The 16,402-nt window shown below is 55.6% G+C and carries 16 protein-coding genes; 9 read left to right on the forward strand and 7 right to left on the reverse strand.

Annotated elements, in window-relative coordinates; translation table 11 throughout:
• A complete protein-coding gene (locus TAM4_RS10660; protein ID WP_014123235.1) occupies positions 1–948 on the reverse strand; it encodes an SPFH domain-containing protein in 948 nt (315 codons plus the stop codon).
• A 75-nt stretch (positions 949–1,023) separates the two neighbouring features.
• On the reverse strand, positions 1,024–2,361 hold the full coding sequence (locus TAM4_RS10665; protein WP_014123236.1) for a hypothetical protein: 1,338 nt from the start codon (positions 2,359–2,361) through the stop codon (positions 1,024–1,026).
• Positions 2,362–2,469: 108 nt separating this feature from the next.
• On the opposite strand from TAM4_RS10665, the gene TAM4_RS10670 reads away from it, so the two are divergent.
• The 6 genes from TAM4_RS10670 (at position 2,470) to TAM4_RS10695 (ending at position 10,125) form a co-directional block, all read left to right on the forward strand.
• Entirely contained in the window at positions 2,470–4,365 is a 1,896-nt protein-coding gene (locus TAM4_RS10670; protein WP_014123237.1) for a phosphoadenosine phosphosulfate reductase family protein, read from the forward strand.
• A gap of 130 nt (positions 4,366–4,495) precedes the next feature.
• Positions 4,496–5,794 (forward strand): ATP-binding protein, encoded by a 1,299-nt coding sequence (locus TAM4_RS10675; protein ID WP_014123238.1) that lies wholly within the window; start codon positions 4,496–4,498, stop codon positions 5,792–5,794.
• 41 nt (positions 5,795–5,835) lie between these two features.
• A complete protein-coding gene (locus TAM4_RS10680; protein WP_083820432.1) occupies positions 5,836–8,652 on the forward strand; it encodes a protein kinase in 2,817 nt (938 codons plus the stop codon).
• Positions 8,653–8,700: 48 nt separating this feature from the next.
• Positions 8,701–9,324 carry an HVO_0476 family zinc finger protein gene (locus TAM4_RS10685; protein WP_014123240.1) on the forward strand — a complete coding sequence of 208 codons (624 nt, stop codon included), beginning with the start codon at positions 8,701–8,703 and terminating at the stop codon, positions 9,322–9,324.
• Positions 9,325–9,359: 35 nt separating this feature from the next.
• Positions 9,360–9,539: a hypothetical protein gene (locus TAM4_RS10690; RefSeq protein ID WP_014123241.1), complete on the forward strand. Its 180-nt coding sequence runs from the start codon at positions 9,360–9,362 to the stop codon at positions 9,537–9,539.
• Positions 9,540–9,549: 10 nt separating this feature from the next.
• Positions 9,550–10,125, forward strand: coding sequence for an adenosylcobinamide amidohydrolase (locus TAM4_RS10695; protein WP_048151097.1), 576 nt, complete (start codon positions 9,550–9,552; stop codon positions 10,123–10,125).
• A 2-nt stretch (positions 10,126–10,127) separates the two neighbouring features.
• On the opposite strand, the gene TAM4_RS10700 is transcribed toward TAM4_RS10695, so the two are convergent.
• The 5 genes from TAM4_RS10700 to TAM4_RS10720 form a co-directional block, all read right to left on the reverse strand.
• A complete protein-coding gene (locus TAM4_RS10700; protein WP_014123243.1) occupies positions 10,128–10,931 on the reverse strand; it encodes a DUF1648 domain-containing protein in 804 nt (267 codons plus the stop codon).
• Positions 10,928–11,284 carry a PadR family transcriptional regulator gene (locus TAM4_RS10705; protein ID WP_014123244.1) on the reverse strand — a complete coding sequence of 119 codons (357 nt, stop codon included), beginning with the start codon at positions 11,282–11,284 and terminating at the stop codon, positions 10,928–10,930. Before TAM4_RS10705 ends, TAM4_RS10700 begins: the two co-directional genes overlap by 4 nt.
• Positions 11,285–11,302: 18 nt before the next feature.
• On the reverse strand, positions 11,303–12,286 hold the full coding sequence (locus TAM4_RS10710) for a DUF3887 domain-containing protein (protein ID WP_148258712.1): 984 nt from the start codon (positions 12,284–12,286) through the stop codon (positions 11,303–11,305).
• Complete coding sequence (locus TAM4_RS10715; RefSeq protein WP_014123246.1) at positions 12,286–12,606, reverse strand: YbjQ family protein; 321 nt, start codon at positions 12,604–12,606, stop codon at positions 12,286–12,288. The genes TAM4_RS10710 and TAM4_RS10715 overlap by 1 nt, the downstream gene beginning before the upstream one ends.
• A gap of 83 nt (positions 12,607–12,689) precedes the next feature.
• Positions 12,690–13,304: a YiiX/YebB-like N1pC/P60 family cysteine hydrolase gene (locus TAM4_RS10720; RefSeq protein ID WP_014123247.1), complete on the reverse strand. Its 615-nt coding sequence runs from the start codon at positions 13,302–13,304 to the stop codon at positions 12,690–12,692.
• A gap of 110 nt (positions 13,305–13,414) precedes the next feature.
• On the opposite strand from TAM4_RS10720, the gene dph2 reads away from it, so the two are divergent.
• Genes dph2 through TAM4_RS10735 form a run of 3 tightly spaced genes read left to right on the forward strand, consistent with a single transcriptional unit; the run spans position 13,415 to position 16,384 of the window.
• Complete coding sequence (dph2, locus tag TAM4_RS10725; protein ID WP_014123248.1) at positions 13,415–14,449, forward strand: diphthamide biosynthesis enzyme Dph2; 1,035 nt, start codon at positions 13,415–13,417, stop codon at positions 14,447–14,449.
• On the forward strand, positions 14,446–15,078 hold the full coding sequence (locus TAM4_RS10730; protein ID WP_014123249.1) for an METTL5 family protein: 633 nt from the start codon (positions 14,446–14,448) through the stop codon (positions 15,076–15,078). Before dph2 ends, TAM4_RS10730 begins: the two co-directional genes overlap by 4 nt.
• Positions 15,053–16,384: an RsmB/NOP family class I SAM-dependent RNA methyltransferase gene (locus TAM4_RS10735; protein ID WP_014123250.1), complete on the forward strand. Its 1,332-nt coding sequence runs from the start codon at positions 15,053–15,055 to the stop codon at positions 16,382–16,384. Before TAM4_RS10730 ends, TAM4_RS10735 begins: the two co-directional genes overlap by 26 nt.
• Positions 16,385–16,402: the final 18 nt, after the last annotated feature.

Below are 16,402 nucleotides of genomic sequence, written 5' to 3' on the forward strand. Positions count from 1 at the left end.
TCACTCCATCATGTTCTTGAGCTTCTCAACGTCTTCGTCCTTGAGCCCGGTGCTTTCTTTCTCCTTCGGTGGCTCCGGCGGCTTTGGAAGCGGCGTGTCCTTCACCTTCTGGAGGACGCGGAGGAGGCCTATGAGCGCCTCGGTGTCGTAGGGCACGATGAGGTTTCCGTACTTGGCGAGGTCGGGCAGCTTCTCGATGTACTGGAGCGTCAGGTACTTCTCGTCAGCCATCTTAAGGGCCTCGAGGACCTTCTTTATGGCCTGGGCCTGGCCCTCCGCGATGAGTATCTGCCTCTGCTTCTCACCCTCGGCCTTCAGTATGGCCGCCTGCTTCTGTCCCTCCGCCTCCCTGATCGCGGCTTCCTTCTTACCTTCTGCAAGGAGTATCATGGCCCTCTTCTCCCTCTCCGCCGTCATCTGCTTGGCCATTGCCTCCTGGATGTCCTTCGGTGGATCTATGCGCTGGATCTCAACGCGGGTTATCTTGACACCCCAGCGGTCGGTTATCTTGTCGAGCTCTTCCCTAAGGCGGGCGTTGATTATGTCCCTTCCGCTCAGCGTCTCGTCGAGTTCCATCTCGCCTATTATCGCACGGAGGTTGGTCTGGGCGAGCTTGATTATCGCCATCAGGAAGTTGCTCACGTTGTAAACGGCCTTGACCGGATCGAGGATCTGGTAGTAGACAACCGCATCCACCGTAACGACGACGTTGTCCTTACAGATGACCTCCTGGGGAGGGACGTCTATGACGTGTTCGCGCATGTCAACCTTCTTGACGCGCTCCATGAAGGGGATTATGAAGTGTATTCCCGGGTCGAGTATTCTGTTGAACTTTCCGAGCCTCTCAACGAGACCCTTCTGGTAGGGCCTTATGACCTTCACTCCCAGGAGCAGCAGCAAAAGGAGAAAGCCGCCGAGTGTTACTAGGGCAACTGTGGCAAACCCCATTACGATCGCCTCCGGTGAGTGTTCAAACTCCGATTGGTAAAACTCCTTATAAACCTTCTGGGGACCCGTTTCACTTCACCGCTCAATTTCAATGGGTTCCGCCTCCAGGGGGATGTTTTGGAGTTCAAGCTTCACGGGCAGAACCTTCACTTTGAGCGTCTCCACCTTAAGTCCCAGCCCTTCCGCCTTTAGGTGAATTTCCCGAACGTGGTAGCTTGGTGTGATCCCCATATCCGGAGCGCTGCCGTTCCACCTGATCCTTGAGAGGAAGGGTTTGCTCTCGTTCCCCGAGAGGAAGGTGCCACCTACGAGGATCGAATCACCATCCTGGATGAGGAAGCTTGGAATACCAGCCCAGTACGCCTTCTCCCATAGGACTTTTCCTTCTCCATCAAGGTTGAGGATCCACATGCTGTAGTTCTCGATTGTGATGGGGATCCTGGGTACCAGTTTTCCCCCGTATATCCCCGCAACTACAATGCTACCGTCGATGAGCTCCGCCGCACCTGCGGAATCAATTCCATCGCCCCCATAAGTCTTGGCCCAGCTGACGTTCCCCCTCTCGTCGAAAACGGCAACAAACACGTCGCTGGTGGATCCCTCCGCCAGAATATTCCCAACTTCGCCGGCAACGACTATCCTCTTGCCGTCCGTCAGGACGACACTTCCGTAGACATCCTCCTGTGACGTGTAAATCTTGGCCCACTTCACGTTTCCGTTCCCGTCGATGTCGATGAGGCTCATCTGAGAGAAACCATGCTCGAGGTCCAATCCGAGGAGCAAGAAGCCGCCCTCACCATCGGATGTGATTTCAGCCGGGCCCAGAAACTCGTTGCTTGCGTTTGTGTAGCGCTTTGCCCAGAGCACCTCTCCCCGGTGGTTCAGCTTCATAACGAAGGGCCCCACTTTCTCTCTGCTCATCATCAATCCGGCCACCAATATCCCATCGTCGGTGGTTTTGACCGCCCTCACAACCAGGGACACGCTGAGATTAAAGGTCTCGGCCCATAGCGGTCTCATATCCTGGTCAATTCCGGCTATCAGAAGTTTGTTTTCTATGGAGGTTTCGTTGAAGAGAACCCCCGCGACTATTATGCTCTTTCCCGTGGCAAGGCCCCCCTCGAATATGCACTCTAAACCCTCTACTCCGTACGCGACTGCCCTTGAAACGTTCCCGTCTTCGGATAGCCGTGCTACGAGGCCTTTCCTTGAGTTCGAGATGTTAACCCATCCAACGAGGTAAGTTCCATCGTCGCTCTTAACGAGGCTGGATGCCCCACCCCTCACGTGATCTCCCGTGTAGACCTTTGCCCAGTATCCCCTCAGTGAGTTTTCCTTGCCCTCGTGCGTCACACCCGAGAGCAGAAGGGCCGCAATCAGAACGACTGCAATTAGGAAAGATAGTCTCTTCATTCGGATCACCGCTATTACCAACTCCCGAAGATTAAAAGGTTTTTGCCTTCCCGGGTTTGACCCGTCTCCTTTATAAACCCCTCCCCCATTTCAGCCTCAGGTGAGAGCATGGGGAGACCGGTTTTCCTCGGAAAGGCTTACATAAACTGGTGCGAGAAGTGCAACGTCCCGCTCATCGGCGATAGCTGTGCCGTTCACGGGAAGGAAAGCACCTTCAGGCTGAACATAACCCCTCCCGGCGATTTGAGGTTCGCCTTTGAGAAGGATTTGGAGTTCATAAAATCGGTCTTCAATGAGCACTTTGGCGTTGACGTTGGGGAGATCCTCGATGGAAAGGTCGTCCTCCTCAACAAGCTCCCGAGCGAAGATGAAGCCTACGAAATCATAGTTGACGGCTACGTCTTCGGCTACGTCAAGTTTGACCCCGTTAAACTGAGCTGGAGGGCCGGCCTGAAGGTTGAGGGCGCCATAGCGCTCTGGAAGCGCTTCGGAAAGAAGATGAGGAAGTGGGTTATAGTCGACAAAGGTGCCGTCGAGCCGATAAAGAACGGTGCGAACCTCCTGGCCGTTGGCGTTCTTGACGCTGACCCGAGCATAAGGGTGAACGACGACGTGATTCTCGTCTCGGAGGACGGCGAGGTCTTTGCGACGGGAATAGCGAAGAAGGACTACGAGGCCCTAATACGGGGCGAGCGCGGAACGGGGGTCAAGCCCAAGAGGCAGAAAGGCGTCAACTACCGCGAGGGAAGAAAGGCAACGATGGAGGACGTTCTCAGGGCGAACGCGATAGCGCTTGAGGAAAAAGTCATGAAAAGCAGGGAGTTCATGCGGAGGGTTGCCAGCAAATACTCAGACCTACCGGTGGCCGTTGCCTTCTCCGGCGGAAAGGACAGCCTGGCCGTTCTCGGGCTGGCCCTGGAGGAGTTCGGCAATGACTTTACGGTGTTCTTCAACAACACGGGAATCGAGTTTCCGGAAACGGTGGAGTACGTGGAGAAGCTGAGGAAGGAGCTTGAGCCGAAGGGTATAAAGTTCGTGGTTGCGGACGCTGGAGACGCCTTCTGGAGGGCGCTCTACGTTTTCTCACCGCCGGGTCGCGACTACCGCTGGTGCTGTAAGGTCACGAAGCTCGGTCCGATAACTCTGGCGATAAAGGAGAACTACCCGAAAGGAGTGCTCATGTTCGTCGGTCAGAGGAAGTACGAGAGCATAAAGAGGTTTAAGCAACCCCGCGTGTGGAGGAACGAGTGGGTGCCAAACGAGATAGGTGCGTCGCCGATATTCCACTGGCGCGCGATTGAGGTGTGGCTCTACATCTTCAGCAGGAAACTGCCCTACAACCCGCTCTACGAGAGGGGCTTCGACAGGATAGGCTGTTTCCTCTGCCCGAGCGCTTCGCTGGCTGAATTCGAGAGGCTCAAGAGGGAAAAGCCCGAGCTCTGGGAGAAGTGGAGAAAGGCCTTAGAGCACTGGAGGAAGCGCTTTGGCCTTCCGGAGGAGTGGATTACCTACGGCTTCTGGCGCTGGAAGAAGCTGAGCAAGGGTGAAAAGGCCATAGCGAGGAAGCTTGGCGTTGATATTCCCGAGGAGCGCTCCTGGGAGCCGGTTAAGGTTAAAATTGAAGAGACAGGCGAAGGCTATGAACTGGAGTTTAACACAATCCTCAACAAGAAGCGCCTCCTGCAGGTCGCGCCGATACTCGGCGAGGTGAGCGTTGAAGGGGATGTGGTAAGGGCTGGCGAGGTCGAGTTCTTCACGGGAACGAGGAGAGCCAAAGCCCCGGACGAGAGGGAAGCGATTAGCGCCTACCACCTCGTCAAGCGTGCCTACGAGTGCGTCGGCTGCGGCGTCTGCGTCGGCAAGTGTCCCGAGGAAGCTTTGAGCATAGACCCGCTCAGCAGGAAGATAGTTGTGGACTGGAACCGCTGTACGCACTGCAGGGAGTGTATGGAAGTCTGCCCGCTGTTGAAGATTAAGAACCCCGAGGAGGGAAGCCAGCTCTGAGCCGGCCTGTTCTCGCTTCTCTTTTGGGTTTTGGTAAACTTGACTTTACAATTTTTGCACGATTTGGTAAAGTTGAGTTGACCAAAATCCTTAAATCTTGGAAAGTTGAGTTTCACACATGGCGGGTATGATGGAGGTCCTTGAGGAAGTCATAGGCGAGTTTCACGAGTTCGGGGTTCCTGAGGTCAGGGAAAGGGAACTTAGCCTCCCCACAGATGTGGATGTCGCGGTCTCTGTTTACGGTCTTCGAAGGACTGGAAAAACTCATCTCCTTTATTTGACCATGAAGAAGCTAATCGGGAACGGCCTGCCAATCCAGAGGATTTTTTACATGAACTTCGAGGATGAAAGACTCGCCGGGCTCTCGGCTGGAGACTTATCGGCCATAGTCCAGCTCTACTATAAGCACAACCCCAATGCGGACGTGATGTACCTCTTCCTCGACGAGGTTCAAGTCGTTGAGGGCTGGGAGAGATTCGTGAGGCGTTTGATTGAGGGAAAGAGGGCAAAGGTTTTCATAACGGGCTCGTCCTCAAAACTGCTCTCCAAAGAGATAGCGAGTTCCCTTCGGGGAAGGACGCTGAGCTTTCAGCTGTTTCCGCTCTCGTTCCGTGAGTTTCTGGGGTTCAAAGGATTCGAGCCGGAAAAGCCCCTAACCGAGAGGAGACGTGGAATTCTCCTGCGCCTTCTTGAGGAGTACGTCGAGTATGGCGGTTTTCCGGGAATCGTGGACTATTCGCCCCCTCTGAAGATTAGAACCCTGCAGGAGTACCTCGACCTGATAGTTTACAGGGACCTCGTTGAGCGCTACGGGGTGGGGAAGGTCTCAGCTTTGAAGGCCCTGATAAGGGTTCTGGCCAGGAACTTCGCGAGAAAGGCTTCAATCAGGAAGCTCCACTCCCTCGTCTCTTCAACTGGCGTTAAGGTCAGCAGGCCGACACTTGCTGAGTACCTCGCCTACCTTGAGGACATCGGCTTCGTTCTCCCTGTCAGAAAATACCATCCGAGCGACGTTGAGTCATTGAGAAGCCAGCCGAAGCTCTACATAGTAGATATTGGCTTCGCAACGGCCCTTGGAGTCGAAGACACCGGTTACAGGATTGAGAACATCGTCGCCATCGAGCTCCTGAGGAGAAAGCACTACTTCGAGCCGAGGCTTGAGGTTCATTACTGGGAAGATGGGAGGGGAGAGGTGGACTTCGTGGTTTCGCTTGGGGGGAAGGTTAAGGAATTGATACAGGTCAGCTATGCCCTTGATGAACCTCAAACCCGTGAGAGGGAACTCCGGGCACTCCTAAGGGCATCAGAGGCACTCCACTGTCGGAATCTGACGGTCGTAACGTGGGGGGAAGAAGGGGTTGAGGAAATCGGCGGAAAGAGGATTCGCTTTATCCCCCTCTGGCGGTGGCTCCTCGGGGTATACCGATAGAGATAAATATTTTCCCACCATTTTTCCTTCAGGTGACTCCATTGGCATACTGGGCCAAGACGTACGGGCCGGGCGTGGCTAATGCGGTGGCGGTTGATAAGAACGGGGATATTATTGTGGCCGGGTATGTTGAAAAAGACAAGCAGAAAGACGGCTTCGTGGCTCGGCTTGACAGGGACGGGAACGTGAAGTGGTTCAAAGCCTATGGAGGAAAAAGCACAGATGTGTTCAACGACGTTAAGATTGCCCCCAATGGGGACGTTATAGTGGTAGGCTATACTGACAGCTTTGGTACTATCGAAAGAGATGTCTGGGTTCTCAGGCTTGACAAGAAGGGTAATGTAAGATGGCAGAAGACCTACGGGGGAAGCGACTGGGATGAGGCTTACGCGGTTGCCGTAGCGCCAAACGGAGACATCATCGTGGCCGGCATCACTGAAAGCTTCGGTGCTGGTAGAGAGGATGTTTGGGTTCTCAGACTTGATGGGAATGGTGATGTAAAATGGCAGAAGACTTACGGTGGTAAAGCTTGGGATGAGGCTTACGCGGTTGCAATAGCTGAAAATGGGGACATCATCGTTGCTGGTGCTACTAAAAGCTTTGGCACCGGGAGAAGTGACGTTTGGGTTCTTAGGCTTGATAGCGAGGGCAACGTGAAATGGCAGAAGACTTACGGTGGAAGCTATGATGATGAGGCTAACGCTGTTGCTATCGCACCAAACGGGGACATTATTGTCGCAGGCGTAATTATTGTCGACATCAATACTGATGATAGTCGGGATGCTTGGATTTGGGTTCTTAGGCTTGATAGCGAGGGCAACGTGAAATGGCAGAAAGTTTACGGGGGAACATATTGGGATAAGACTAACGCGGCTGTCATTGTCCCAAACGGGGACATTATAGTAGTTGGAGAGACTTGGAGCTTCGGCGCTGGGAGAAGTAACTTTTGGATTCTTAGGCTTGACCCTAATGGGGACGTTAAATGGCAGAAAACTTACGGCGGGAGCGGCTACGAGGAGGCATGTGCGGTTGCCATTGCCCCAAACGGAGACATTATCGTTGCTGGTGCCACTAACAGCTTTAGCGCTGATGATAGTGACGTTTGGGTTCTCAGGCTTCCGCCTAGTGGAAGCTTGCCGGGCTGTGACTTCTGTGGCAACTCGAACGCCCAAGTAGCAGATACAAGTGCCGTTGTTTATGATACAAATTGTGAAGTCCTGAGTGGAGTCAGGACGTATTATGGTAAAGTCGGGTTAATCCGCAAGAGATGGGAGTGGCGCACCGAGAAAGTATCTCTTGTTGTAATGGGTTCAAACGCCATAGTCAGATCCCTCAACGTAACACCCAAAGTCCAGTGTTATCTCGACCGGAAACTCCTCAAACAAAACATCCAGAACTCCCTCTCAATCAAAATCTCCCAGCTCGTCAAAGAACTTGACTCAGTTCTCAAGCTCACGGTTAGTAATAACTTTTCAAACTACCTAAAGCTAACCCTCGACTTCTCGTCCAACGACTTCCTCGAAATTGAGTCATCGGTTTTGAAACTTCCAGCCCTGAGCAGGGGCAAAAAGGTCACGAAAACGCTGACAGTCACTCCAAAGTACGCTGGAAACTTCGACCTCAGAGTCAAAATCAATGCCATAGTAGATGGGATAGGAGTCAAGGACGAGAGAGTCATTCCGGTGGAAGTCAGGGAGAAGACGGTAACGCCTCAACCTGTAACTCCTGTCACGCCCGCAACACCGGTAACGCCTTCCCAGTCTTACCCGTCCCTAACGGCATTCCCGGCGGAGCTGTTGAGCGTTTACGAGCCGCTGGAGGAGCTCGGCAAGGGCGGCTTTGCAAGAGTTTTCAAGGTCAAACGCAAGAGGGATGGCGAAATTGTCGCAGTAAAAATCCCGCTCAGCCTTGACCCGGCAACTGGCAAATCCTTCCTGAGGGAGATAGAGAACTGGACTAAGCTCAAGCACCCGAACATCGTCAGGGTTTACGACTACAACATTCTGCCAGTGCCGTTCTTCGAAATGGAGTACTGCGAGAGCTCGCTTGAGAAGCTGCCCAAACCGATGGAACCGAGGGAGGTGGCTTTGCTTATCTTTAACATCGCCGAAGGCCTCAAATACGCTCATTCCAAGGGCATTATCCACAGGGATTTGAAGCCGAGCAACATTCTACTCAAAGCCGGAATTCCCAAGATTTCAGACTGGGGGCTCAGCAAGGTCATTAAAGAAACTCGGTCCACGACGCTAACGAGCTTCACTCCGTTCTACGCCTCGCCCGAACAGATAAGCCGCTCGAAGTTCGGCAAGACCGACGAGAGGACTGACATCTGGCAGCTGGGAGTTATCTTCTACGAGCTCCTCACTGGGAAACTACCCTTCGAGGGGGACGACCTAGTAGAACTGAGCTTCGCCATAATCCGGGAGGACCCTTCAAAGCCCAGCGAGCTCAGCTCCCAAGCAGAACCCTTCGATGACATCGTTATGCGCTGTCTGGCGAAGCGGAAGGAAGACCGCTATCAGAACGTCGGCGAGCTTCAGGCCGAGCTTGCGTTAATCCTCGGGATGGAGTACAAGGAAGAGCTGAAGAAGTCGATAACGACCAATGACCTTTCAAGAAGCGCCTACTACGCCGGCGAGCTCGTTCTCATCAACATGAAGATTGGGGATTTGGTGGGGGCTTATAAGTACCTCGGCGACCTTGAGGTCTACGCGCGCTCTGAAGTGAAGGGCGAGATAAGCGCGCTGAAGGAGCAGGTCAGGCTCAGGCTGGAGGAAAGACTTCCGCTCCCTGTGGAACTGATTGAAAAGGCCGAGATTCTCGTTCACAAGGTTAAACTCGGCTATGGGAAACTCTAAGGGAGCACCTTTATAAACGTCTTCCCTTTTCTCCCTCTGGTGAGAGACATGGAGGAGTACTTCATCTGTCCCGAGTGCGGTAGCGATGACGTTGAGGTCATCAAGGAGCGCGGAAGGGAGCTTACCCTTCGCTGTAATGAGTGCGGCAACGTCTGGCACGTGACGCTTCCGAAGCTCGTCAGGGTCCCGCTCATCGTCAGCAAGCACGAGAGGAGCTTCAAGAGCGAGGCGGAGCTTCCGGAGGGCGAGGAGATTAGGGTCGGCGACATCGTCGAGACCGAGGAGGACGAGGTAAGGATTACCGGGATTGAGCTCGAAGGCGGAAAGAGGGTGAACCGGGCGAAGGTCGGAGAGATAGTGACGCTCTGGGGCGAGAGCCTGACCTATCCGAAGGTCATCAAGGTGTCGGTCTACATGCCGAAGGGAATAACCCAGTCCTTCCGCGTGAAAGTGCTGAGGAACGAGGAGTTCGCGGTCGGAGAGGTCGTGGAGGTTGGGGGCTACACCTTCAGGATTGAGAAGATTAAGACCGAGCGCAAGATGCTCCACCACGGAAAGGCTAAAGCCGACGAGATAGTCGCCCTCATGGGCCACCACATTCCCCGCGCGAGGGCGAGGAGGAGCCTCACGCTATACCGGGGCTATGAGGAGGAGAATAAGGCTGAGGAGTGATGAGCTTGGCCGCTCCCGAGCCCGGGGTGAGCACGATGGAGAGAAAGACTGTTTATCGTCTCCTCCTCATCCTCGTTCTCGTTCTGACGGTTTTCTACACCCTCGGACTCGTGGGGGTTGTCCCGTTCAGGGTGAGCTACTACATCACCGTTTTCATGATAATCCTCTTCGTCGTCCTGAGGTGGGACTACCACAGGGGGAAGGGTCGTGGGTGAGGGCTTTGTGATGCACTTCCCCAGGCCGATGCTCGCCCTCAGCAACGCCCCTCACAGGGGTGGACTGGCAAGGGCCAACGGCTTCTTCTTTATGAAGGTTCCCAAGAACTACTCGGGTGATTACAGGAAGGACTGCCTCGCCTTCGAGCGGGAAAACGGCCTGAAGAACTTCGTGGGCTTCATGACCGCCGCGGACATTGGCAAAGTTCTGTCGATTTCGAGGAGCGGGAGCGTTACTGCCTACGTTACTGCCGGAATCACAAATCCGGCCATAGCCGGAGAAGAGCCACCTCCCTGGGAACCGGGAACGATAAACATCGTCCTCGTCATCGATGAGGGCCTTACCGTCGGCGCGATGGCCAACGCGATAATGACCGCAACCGAAGCGAAGACCTACACCCTCCTGAGCCTCGGCTACAACGCGACCGGGACTACGAGCGATGGAATTGGGATCTTTGCCTTTAAGGGAGAAAAGGAGTGGGCCGGAACCGCGACGGAGCTCGGGATAAGCATAGGGAAGGCCGTGAGGGATGCCCTCGCCGAGAGCCTGAGAAAGTGGGAGATTGCCAGGGTTAATGGCAGTTAGTATCATACCCCATCATCCGACCTCACCGTGAGGAGCCTGTAAAAGCCCAGGCCCATCATCGCCAGAAAGCCGAAGAGAACGTAGTTTATCGAGCTCGCCGAAATGGAGCCGATGTTGTAGAGGAGCACCGCGATGAACACCATCACCAGGCCGGCGCTCATGATTGTGTTGAACTCGAACCAGCCCCTCCGGGTTACGCCCGCGCTTACCCTCGCGAAGAAGCCCGGATCTTTGGCGAGGAAAGTCAGTGAGAAGGGAAGCAGCCAGCCGAGGACTGGAAACACGATTAACCCCGAGAATTTGTCCATGTAGCCGTTCGGCTCTCCGCTCGCGCTGAAGTGCACCGCCACCCGCTCAGGGAGCCTATCCCAAAAAAGGGCAACCAGCAGGAGATAGAACCCCAAAAGGCCGAGCTGGACGAGGAGGTAGGGCCTTATGCCTGTTCTCTCCACTTCCCCCTTTGCCGGCGGCTTCTCGGGGGCCTCTACCGAGAGTTCCTCAAGCTCGTACTCCCTTTTCGCCATCCACGTCCCGATTATAACTTCGGAAAGCACGAAGACCAGCATCGTCAGGATGAACGGCGTGAGGGGAAAGCCGTGAAGGGCCAGAACAAGCAGGAGAAGCGAGTATGCGACGGAGTAGAGCCCGGTAAAGGTGTTCACCTTCCTCCAAACCCTGTCCGAGTGCCACGTGTAGCCGACGCGGAAGCCTATCATCCTGTTCCTCCTGTTCCTGAAGGCGAGGGTTACCAGCCCCGACCCAAGCAGGAGGAGCGACACAAAAATCTCGAAGGCCTTTTCGCTCATTTTGATCCCTCCATCCTCTCAAGGGTGATCTCAATAATCCTTATTTCATCATTCAGCTCCAGCAGAACTTCCTTCCCGAGGTTCGTGAGGCGGTAGTACTTCCTCGGCCTTCCGCTCACCTCGACCCAGAAGTCCTCCACCAGCTTGTACCTTTTTAAGCTCTTCAGGATGTCGTAGAGAGCTCCTTCGCTCGGGACAAGCTTTCCGTCGCTCAGCTCTCCGAGCTTTTTCCTTATCGCGTAGCCGTGGAGCTCCCCCTCTCTCTCAAGGAGCGAGAGGACTAGGTAGGAGTACAGTCCAGAACGCAGGTCCTTCCTGAGCTTTTTGAGCGCCTTTTCCCTGCCGCCGAGCAACTAACGACCTCCTCTGGCTTACCACCGTACGGGGAGCTCTTCGTTCTCGGACTTCGCGGCCGGGAGGAGCTTCCAGAGCAGAACCAGAGATACAGCTGACATTATCCCGTACCCGGTCACCAGAACGGCCATCGATGGATTGATGTGCCAGTAGGCCGCTACGCTGTCGATGAGCCCGTGAACGGCGATCATCGCGAACAGGGCCTCCCTCCCCCAGCCGTTTCTGTAAGAGTAGGCGAAGAGTACCGTGGTGGAAGCGTGGAAGATCAGCGCGAGGGTTCTCTCGACGAGGCCCAGAACCGAACCTCCGAGAACGGACGAGAGCACCGCAACGTAAAGGGACTCCCCGAGCCCAAAACCGGCCCCGACGTAGAGGGCCCTTCCGAGGGTTTTATCGCGGGAGAGGTAGTACTTGAGGGGTTCCTGAACGAGTCCTGCCACAAAACCCGTCCAGAGGATCATGAATGCGGTGTTATCCGCTCCCAAGTACCGGGGGAGCATCTGAAGGAGGGGCTGGATTATGAGGATGGGAACGAGCAGAACCGCCCCGAGAATGAGTTCTCCTGCGTGGAACCTCCTAAGGTAGGCCCAGATGAGGAGCAGGCCGAGCAGACCGCCGAGAACCGGGTAGATGGCGCTTCTCGGATTGAAACTCGGGACGAGGTGAAATCCCTCCACCCTGCCATCCTTCACGGCCACGCTCACAGTGTAGCTCCCCCTCTCCGCGGTGACGCGGTAGTAGTAGATCGTGTAGTCGCCTTTCCTCTCGACCTTTTCGAGGCTGTACCCCCTGATCTCCCCGTACTGTCCCACCATCTCGGCCCGGACCGCGCTTAGGGTCTTCTCCACGATGTCGCTTCTCATAGCGGGGCTGAGGTACGGCTCGACTATCGAGTAGTTTCCGGTCTTCCAGGCTTCCATCATCGCGTCCTGCGGCGTCAGTGCCGAGACGTAGCCCAGGAAAAGCAGGAAAACGAGAAAAGCCAAATACCTCATCTGCATCACTCCGGCTCGACCCTGACGGCCGTTCCGTAGGCGTAGACCTCGGCCATCCTCTGGCCAACGTTCGAGGTCATGAAGCGCACTCCAATTACGGCGTTTGCGCCCATCTCCTCCGCGCTCTGTATCATCCTCTGCAGGGCTATTTCCCTCGCCTGGGCCATCATCTCGGTGTACTCCTTGACTTCACCCCCGACGAGGTTTCTGAGCCCTGCTAAGATGTCCCTGCCAAGGTGAGTTGCCATGACGACCCCGCCCCTGGCGAGGCCCTTGACCTCAACAATTCGGTAGCCCGGAATCTTTTCGGTCGTGACGACTATCATACCATCGCCCCCATACCTCGAAGTTCGAGGTATTGTTGAGAAAAACTCCCTAAAAACTTTGCGCCGGAAAAGAAAAGAAGGGATCAGGCCTTGTGGTAGTAGATGGTGTAGGTCATCGGGTCGTCGTAGACCTCCTGCGGGGCGACGGAGTAGAAGTATTTCCAGCTCCAGGCCCCGTCGTTCTCGTCCAGGTTGACGGTGAAGTTGCTCGCCACGAGGTACGCCGCCCATACGAGCTGGGAGCAGTAGTATTTGTCGGAGTAGACCTTCGGCTTTCCGAAGTAGTTGTAGTTGTAGGGCTTTCCGAGCTGCTGGTATGCGAACTGAACCGCCCTGAGCCTCACGTCATCGCTTACGCGAACCCTCTGGAGGGCGACCACGTCGTATCTGCTGAGGAACTCCCTGAGGGGAGTGATTATGATGCCCTTGCCTATCTTAGCCTCTATAACCATCCAGTCGTCAATGCTCTCGTTGTACCAGGCTATTATCGCAACGTGTATCCAGTAGCCGGGGATAATCGCGTTGAAGAGATCAGGGCTGTGGCCGTAAACGAGGTCTCCAGGCCTTACGTCGGTCGGGTAGGGGTGCTGGTAGGTTCTCGTGTCCCAGAAGTAGTTCAGCAGGTTGCCGGCGCTGACCCCGGGAACCGTCGCTCCGAGGAAGAGAAGGGCAACGAAGATTGCACCGAGCCTCTTCATTTGATCACCCCCGAAGAGCGAAGGATGATGGAGCGGTCGTTAATAAACCTTTCCCGATGGTCTTTCCCGATTGTTTATAAACCCAGTCCGGAACTTTCAGTGGTGGTGAAATGCACGAGGTTCCCCACGGCGAGATACTGAAGGAGCTGAGGAAACTCCACGCTCATTGCATCCTCATCCAGTCGCCCGAAGGCTTAAGGAGGGAAGCAGAAGAGCTCGCACGCTTTTTGGAGGAGAACGGTTTAACCGTCATCCTGCACGGCGAGGTAAACTACGGGGCCTGCGACCCCGCCGATTCAGAAGCAAAGAGGCTCGGCTGCGACGCCCTAATCCACCTCGGGCACAGCTACATGCGCCTGAACCTCGAGGTGCCGACGATATTCGTCCCGGCCTTCGCGAGGGTCGAACTCGTCCCTGCCCTGGAGAAGAACCTCGGAGAGATTCGGAAGCTTGGAAAGCGAATAGCGCTCGTAACCACCGCCCAGCACGTTCACAGGCTTGACGAAGTGAGGGAGTTCCTGGAGAAGAACGGTTTCGAGGTGCTCATCGGGAAAGGCGACTCAAGGGTGAGCTGGCCGGGACAGGTGCTCGGGTGCAACTTCTCCAGCGCGAGGGTTGAGGCAGATGGCGTTCTCTTCATCGGGGCCGGCTACTTCCACCCGCTTGGCGTTGCGCTGGCGGTTAAGAAGCCCGTGCTCGCGATAAACCCCTACTCCGGCGACGCTCTCTGGATGGATGAGGAAGCGGAGAGACTGATAAGGAAGCGCTGGGCCCAGATAGCCAAAGCTATGGACGCGAAGAGCTTTGGGGTCGTGGTGAGCACCAAGAAGGGTCAGCTCAGGCTTGCCGAGGCCAAACGGATGGTTGAGCTCCTTAGGGAGCACGGTAGGGGGGCGAGGCTCATAGCGATGGACCACATAAGCTATCCGAAGCTGGAGGGCTTTCCCTTTGATGCGTACGTCGTCGTTGCCTGTCCGAGGGTTCCTGTCGATGATTACGAGAACTGGCGCAAGCCCGTTCTGACGCCGAGGGAAGTGGAGCTCCTCCTTGGCCTGAGAGAGGAGTACGAGTTCGATGAAATCCTTGGCGTCGAGCGAGACCGGGACGAGCCCTTTGGCATAGCGGTTCACAGGGTGAGGGGATGAAGAAGAAGCACCTCGCAATGCTCCTCTCAAAGCTCCAGGGCTTTCCCGAGCCGAAACCAGAGCTGGAGCAGTACAGAACGCCAGGAAACGTCGCTTCGGAGCTCCTCTGGCTGGCCCACTCCGCGGGAGACATCGCTGGAAAGGTCGTTGCCGACCTTGGAACCGGGACCGGCGTCTTAGCGATAGGCGCGAAGCTCCTCGGAGCGGAGAAGGTCTACGCGGTCGAGATCGATGAAAAAGCTCTTGAGGTCGCGAGAAGGAACGCTGAGAGGGCAGGTGTTGACGTGGAGTTCATAAACGCCGACGTCTCGGAGTTCAACGAGAGGGTCGATACCGTCATCATGAACCCCCCCTTCGGGAGCCAGAGGAGGCACGCGGACCGGCCGTTCCTGCTCAAGGCCTTCGAGATAGCGGACAGGATTTATTCGATCCACCTCGCGAAGCCCGAGGTTAGGAGCTTTATCGAGAGGTTCTCGGCCGACAACGGGTTCACCCCGGTTCGGCTGGCGACAGTTCCCTTTGAGATTCCCGCCCAGTTCTTTTTCCACAGGAAGAGACTGGAGCGCATTCTCGTTGATATTTACCTCTTCGGGAGGGTCCTTGATGGGAAAGCTCAAGCTCTCAGATAGACAGCTCTACGCCCTCATCGAGGCTGTTAAGCTCGGCGAGGTGATCAAGCCGAGTCAAAGCGCCAAGAGGAAGGCCTTCTCGCGCTACAAAATCGAGGGCTGGGAGAACTCCAAGCTGACTGGAATCTTTTACTCCATTCAGAGGAGGCTCGGGCTGATAGACGAGGTAATCGAGGAACTCGTGGGAGTTTCTCCCCTAATTCTCGACCCCTGGCTGAGAGCAACGCTAAGGGTCGCGGTTGAGGTGGCCGTTTTTAGGAACCCTAACGAGAAAACCCTTCAGCACCTCAAGGGCCTCGCCAAGTTCCTCTCGGGTAAAACGCATCCTTATGTGGGCTATTACTACTACGAGCTCCTGCCCAGAATCATAAACTACGTCCCAAAGCTCGACTCCGAGGAGAAGAGGCTGAAGTGGGAGTACCTCTTCCCCGAGTGGTTCATAGCGAAGATGCGCGGGCTTCTGGGGGAAGAGGCCGAGGAACTGCTGAAGGCCCTCAACGAGACCCTTCCGGTCAGCCTTCGCGTCAATCGCCTTAAGGCGAGCGTTGAAGACGTTGAGAACTACCTGAAGAGAAAAAACCTCCGCTTCGAGAGGAGCGAGCGCGTTGAAACCGTAATCCGCGTTCTGGACCCATTTAACCCCGGAAAGCTGATGGAGAAGGGCCTCGCTCTGCCCCAGGAGGAGGCCTCTGTCGTCGCTTCCCTGATACTCTCTCCCGAACCCGGTGAGACTGTGGTTGATTTGGCAGCGGCACCCGGCGGAAAGACCGCCCACATGGCCGAGCTCATGGGAAACGAGGGAAAAATCTACGCCTTTGACATCGATTCCGAGAGGATTAAGCGCATGAGGCAAATCCTCCGCTGGGCCGGCGTCGAGATTGCTGAAGTTAGGAAGCTCGACGGCAGGAAGGCCCCGGAAGTTTTGGGCGAGGAAATTGCCGACAGGGTTCTGTTAGATGCCCCCTGCACGAGCGACGGAACCATCGCCAAAAACCCCGAGCTGAGGTGGCGCCTCCGCGAGAAGAACATACCGAAGGTCGTCGCGCTTCAAAAAGAACTGATAGAGAGCGCCTGGAGGCTTTTAAAGCCCGGCGGGAGGTTGCTCTACTCAACCTGCTCGATGCTCCCGGAGGAGAACGAGGAAGTCGTGAGGTGGTTCCTTTCGAGACACGACGACGCGAGACTCGTCCCGCTCAGCGGGCCATACGATGAGGGCTTCCTGCCCGGCACTATGAGGGCCTGGCCCCACAGGCATAAGACCATAGGCTTCTTCTACGCTCTGATTGAGAAAGCTAGGGTTAAATAACTCGTTGCCCCTATTAGT

Source organism: Thermococcus sp. AM4 (genome assembly GCF_000151205.2).
GTDB lineage: Archaea > Methanobacteriota_B > Thermococci > Thermococcales > Thermococcaceae > Thermococcus.

Excerpts from the sequence above, each read along its gene's own strand:
- TAM4_RS10660 (WP_014123235.1), bottom strand. The coding sequence starts at position 948 with ATGGGGTTTGCCACAGTTGCCCTAGTAACACTCGGCGGCTTTCTCCTT.
- TAM4_RS10665 (WP_014123236.1), bottom strand. The coding sequence starts at position 2,361 with ATGAAGAGACTATCTTTCCTAATTGCAGTCGTTCTGATTGCGGCCCTT.
- TAM4_RS10670 (WP_014123237.1), top strand. The coding sequence starts at position 2,470 with ATGGGGAGACCGGTTTTCCTCGGAAAGGCTTACATAAACTGGTGCGAG.
- TAM4_RS10675 (WP_014123238.1), top strand. The coding sequence starts at position 4,496 with ATGGAGGTCCTTGAGGAAGTCATAGGCGAGTTTCACGAGTTCGGGGTT.
- TAM4_RS10685 (WP_014123240.1), top strand. The coding sequence starts at position 8,701 with ATGGAGGAGTACTTCATCTGTCCCGAGTGCGGTAGCGATGACGTTGAG.
- TAM4_RS10690 (WP_014123241.1), top strand. The coding sequence starts at position 9,360 with ATGGAGAGAAAGACTGTTTATCGTCTCCTCCTCATCCTCGTTCTCGTT.
- TAM4_RS10695 (WP_048151097.1), top strand. The coding sequence starts at position 9,550 with ATGCACTTCCCCAGGCCGATGCTCGCCCTCAGCAACGCCCCTCACAGG.
- TAM4_RS10700 (WP_014123243.1), bottom strand. The coding sequence starts at position 10,931 with ATGAGCGAAAAGGCCTTCGAGATTTTTGTGTCGCTCCTCCTGCTTGGG.
- TAM4_RS10710 (WP_148258712.1), bottom strand. The coding sequence starts at position 12,286 with ATGCAGATGAGGTATTTGGCTTTTCTCGTTTTCCTGCTTTTCCTGGGC.
- TAM4_RS10715 (WP_014123246.1), bottom strand. The coding sequence starts at position 12,606 with ATGATAGTCGTCACGACCGAAAAGATTCCGGGCTACCGAATTGTTGAG.
- TAM4_RS10720 (WP_014123247.1), bottom strand. The coding sequence starts at position 13,304 with ATGAAGAGGCTCGGTGCAATCTTCGTTGCCCTTCTCTTCCTCGGAGCG.
- dph2 (WP_014123248.1), top strand. The coding sequence starts at position 13,415 with ATGCACGAGGTTCCCCACGGCGAGATACTGAAGGAGCTGAGGAAACTC.
- TAM4_RS10730 (WP_014123249.1), top strand. The coding sequence starts at position 14,446 with ATGAAGAAGAAGCACCTCGCAATGCTCCTCTCAAAGCTCCAGGGCTTT.
- TAM4_RS10735 (WP_014123250.1), top strand. The coding sequence starts at position 15,053 with ATGGGAAAGCTCAAGCTCTCAGATAGACAGCTCTACGCCCTCATCGAG.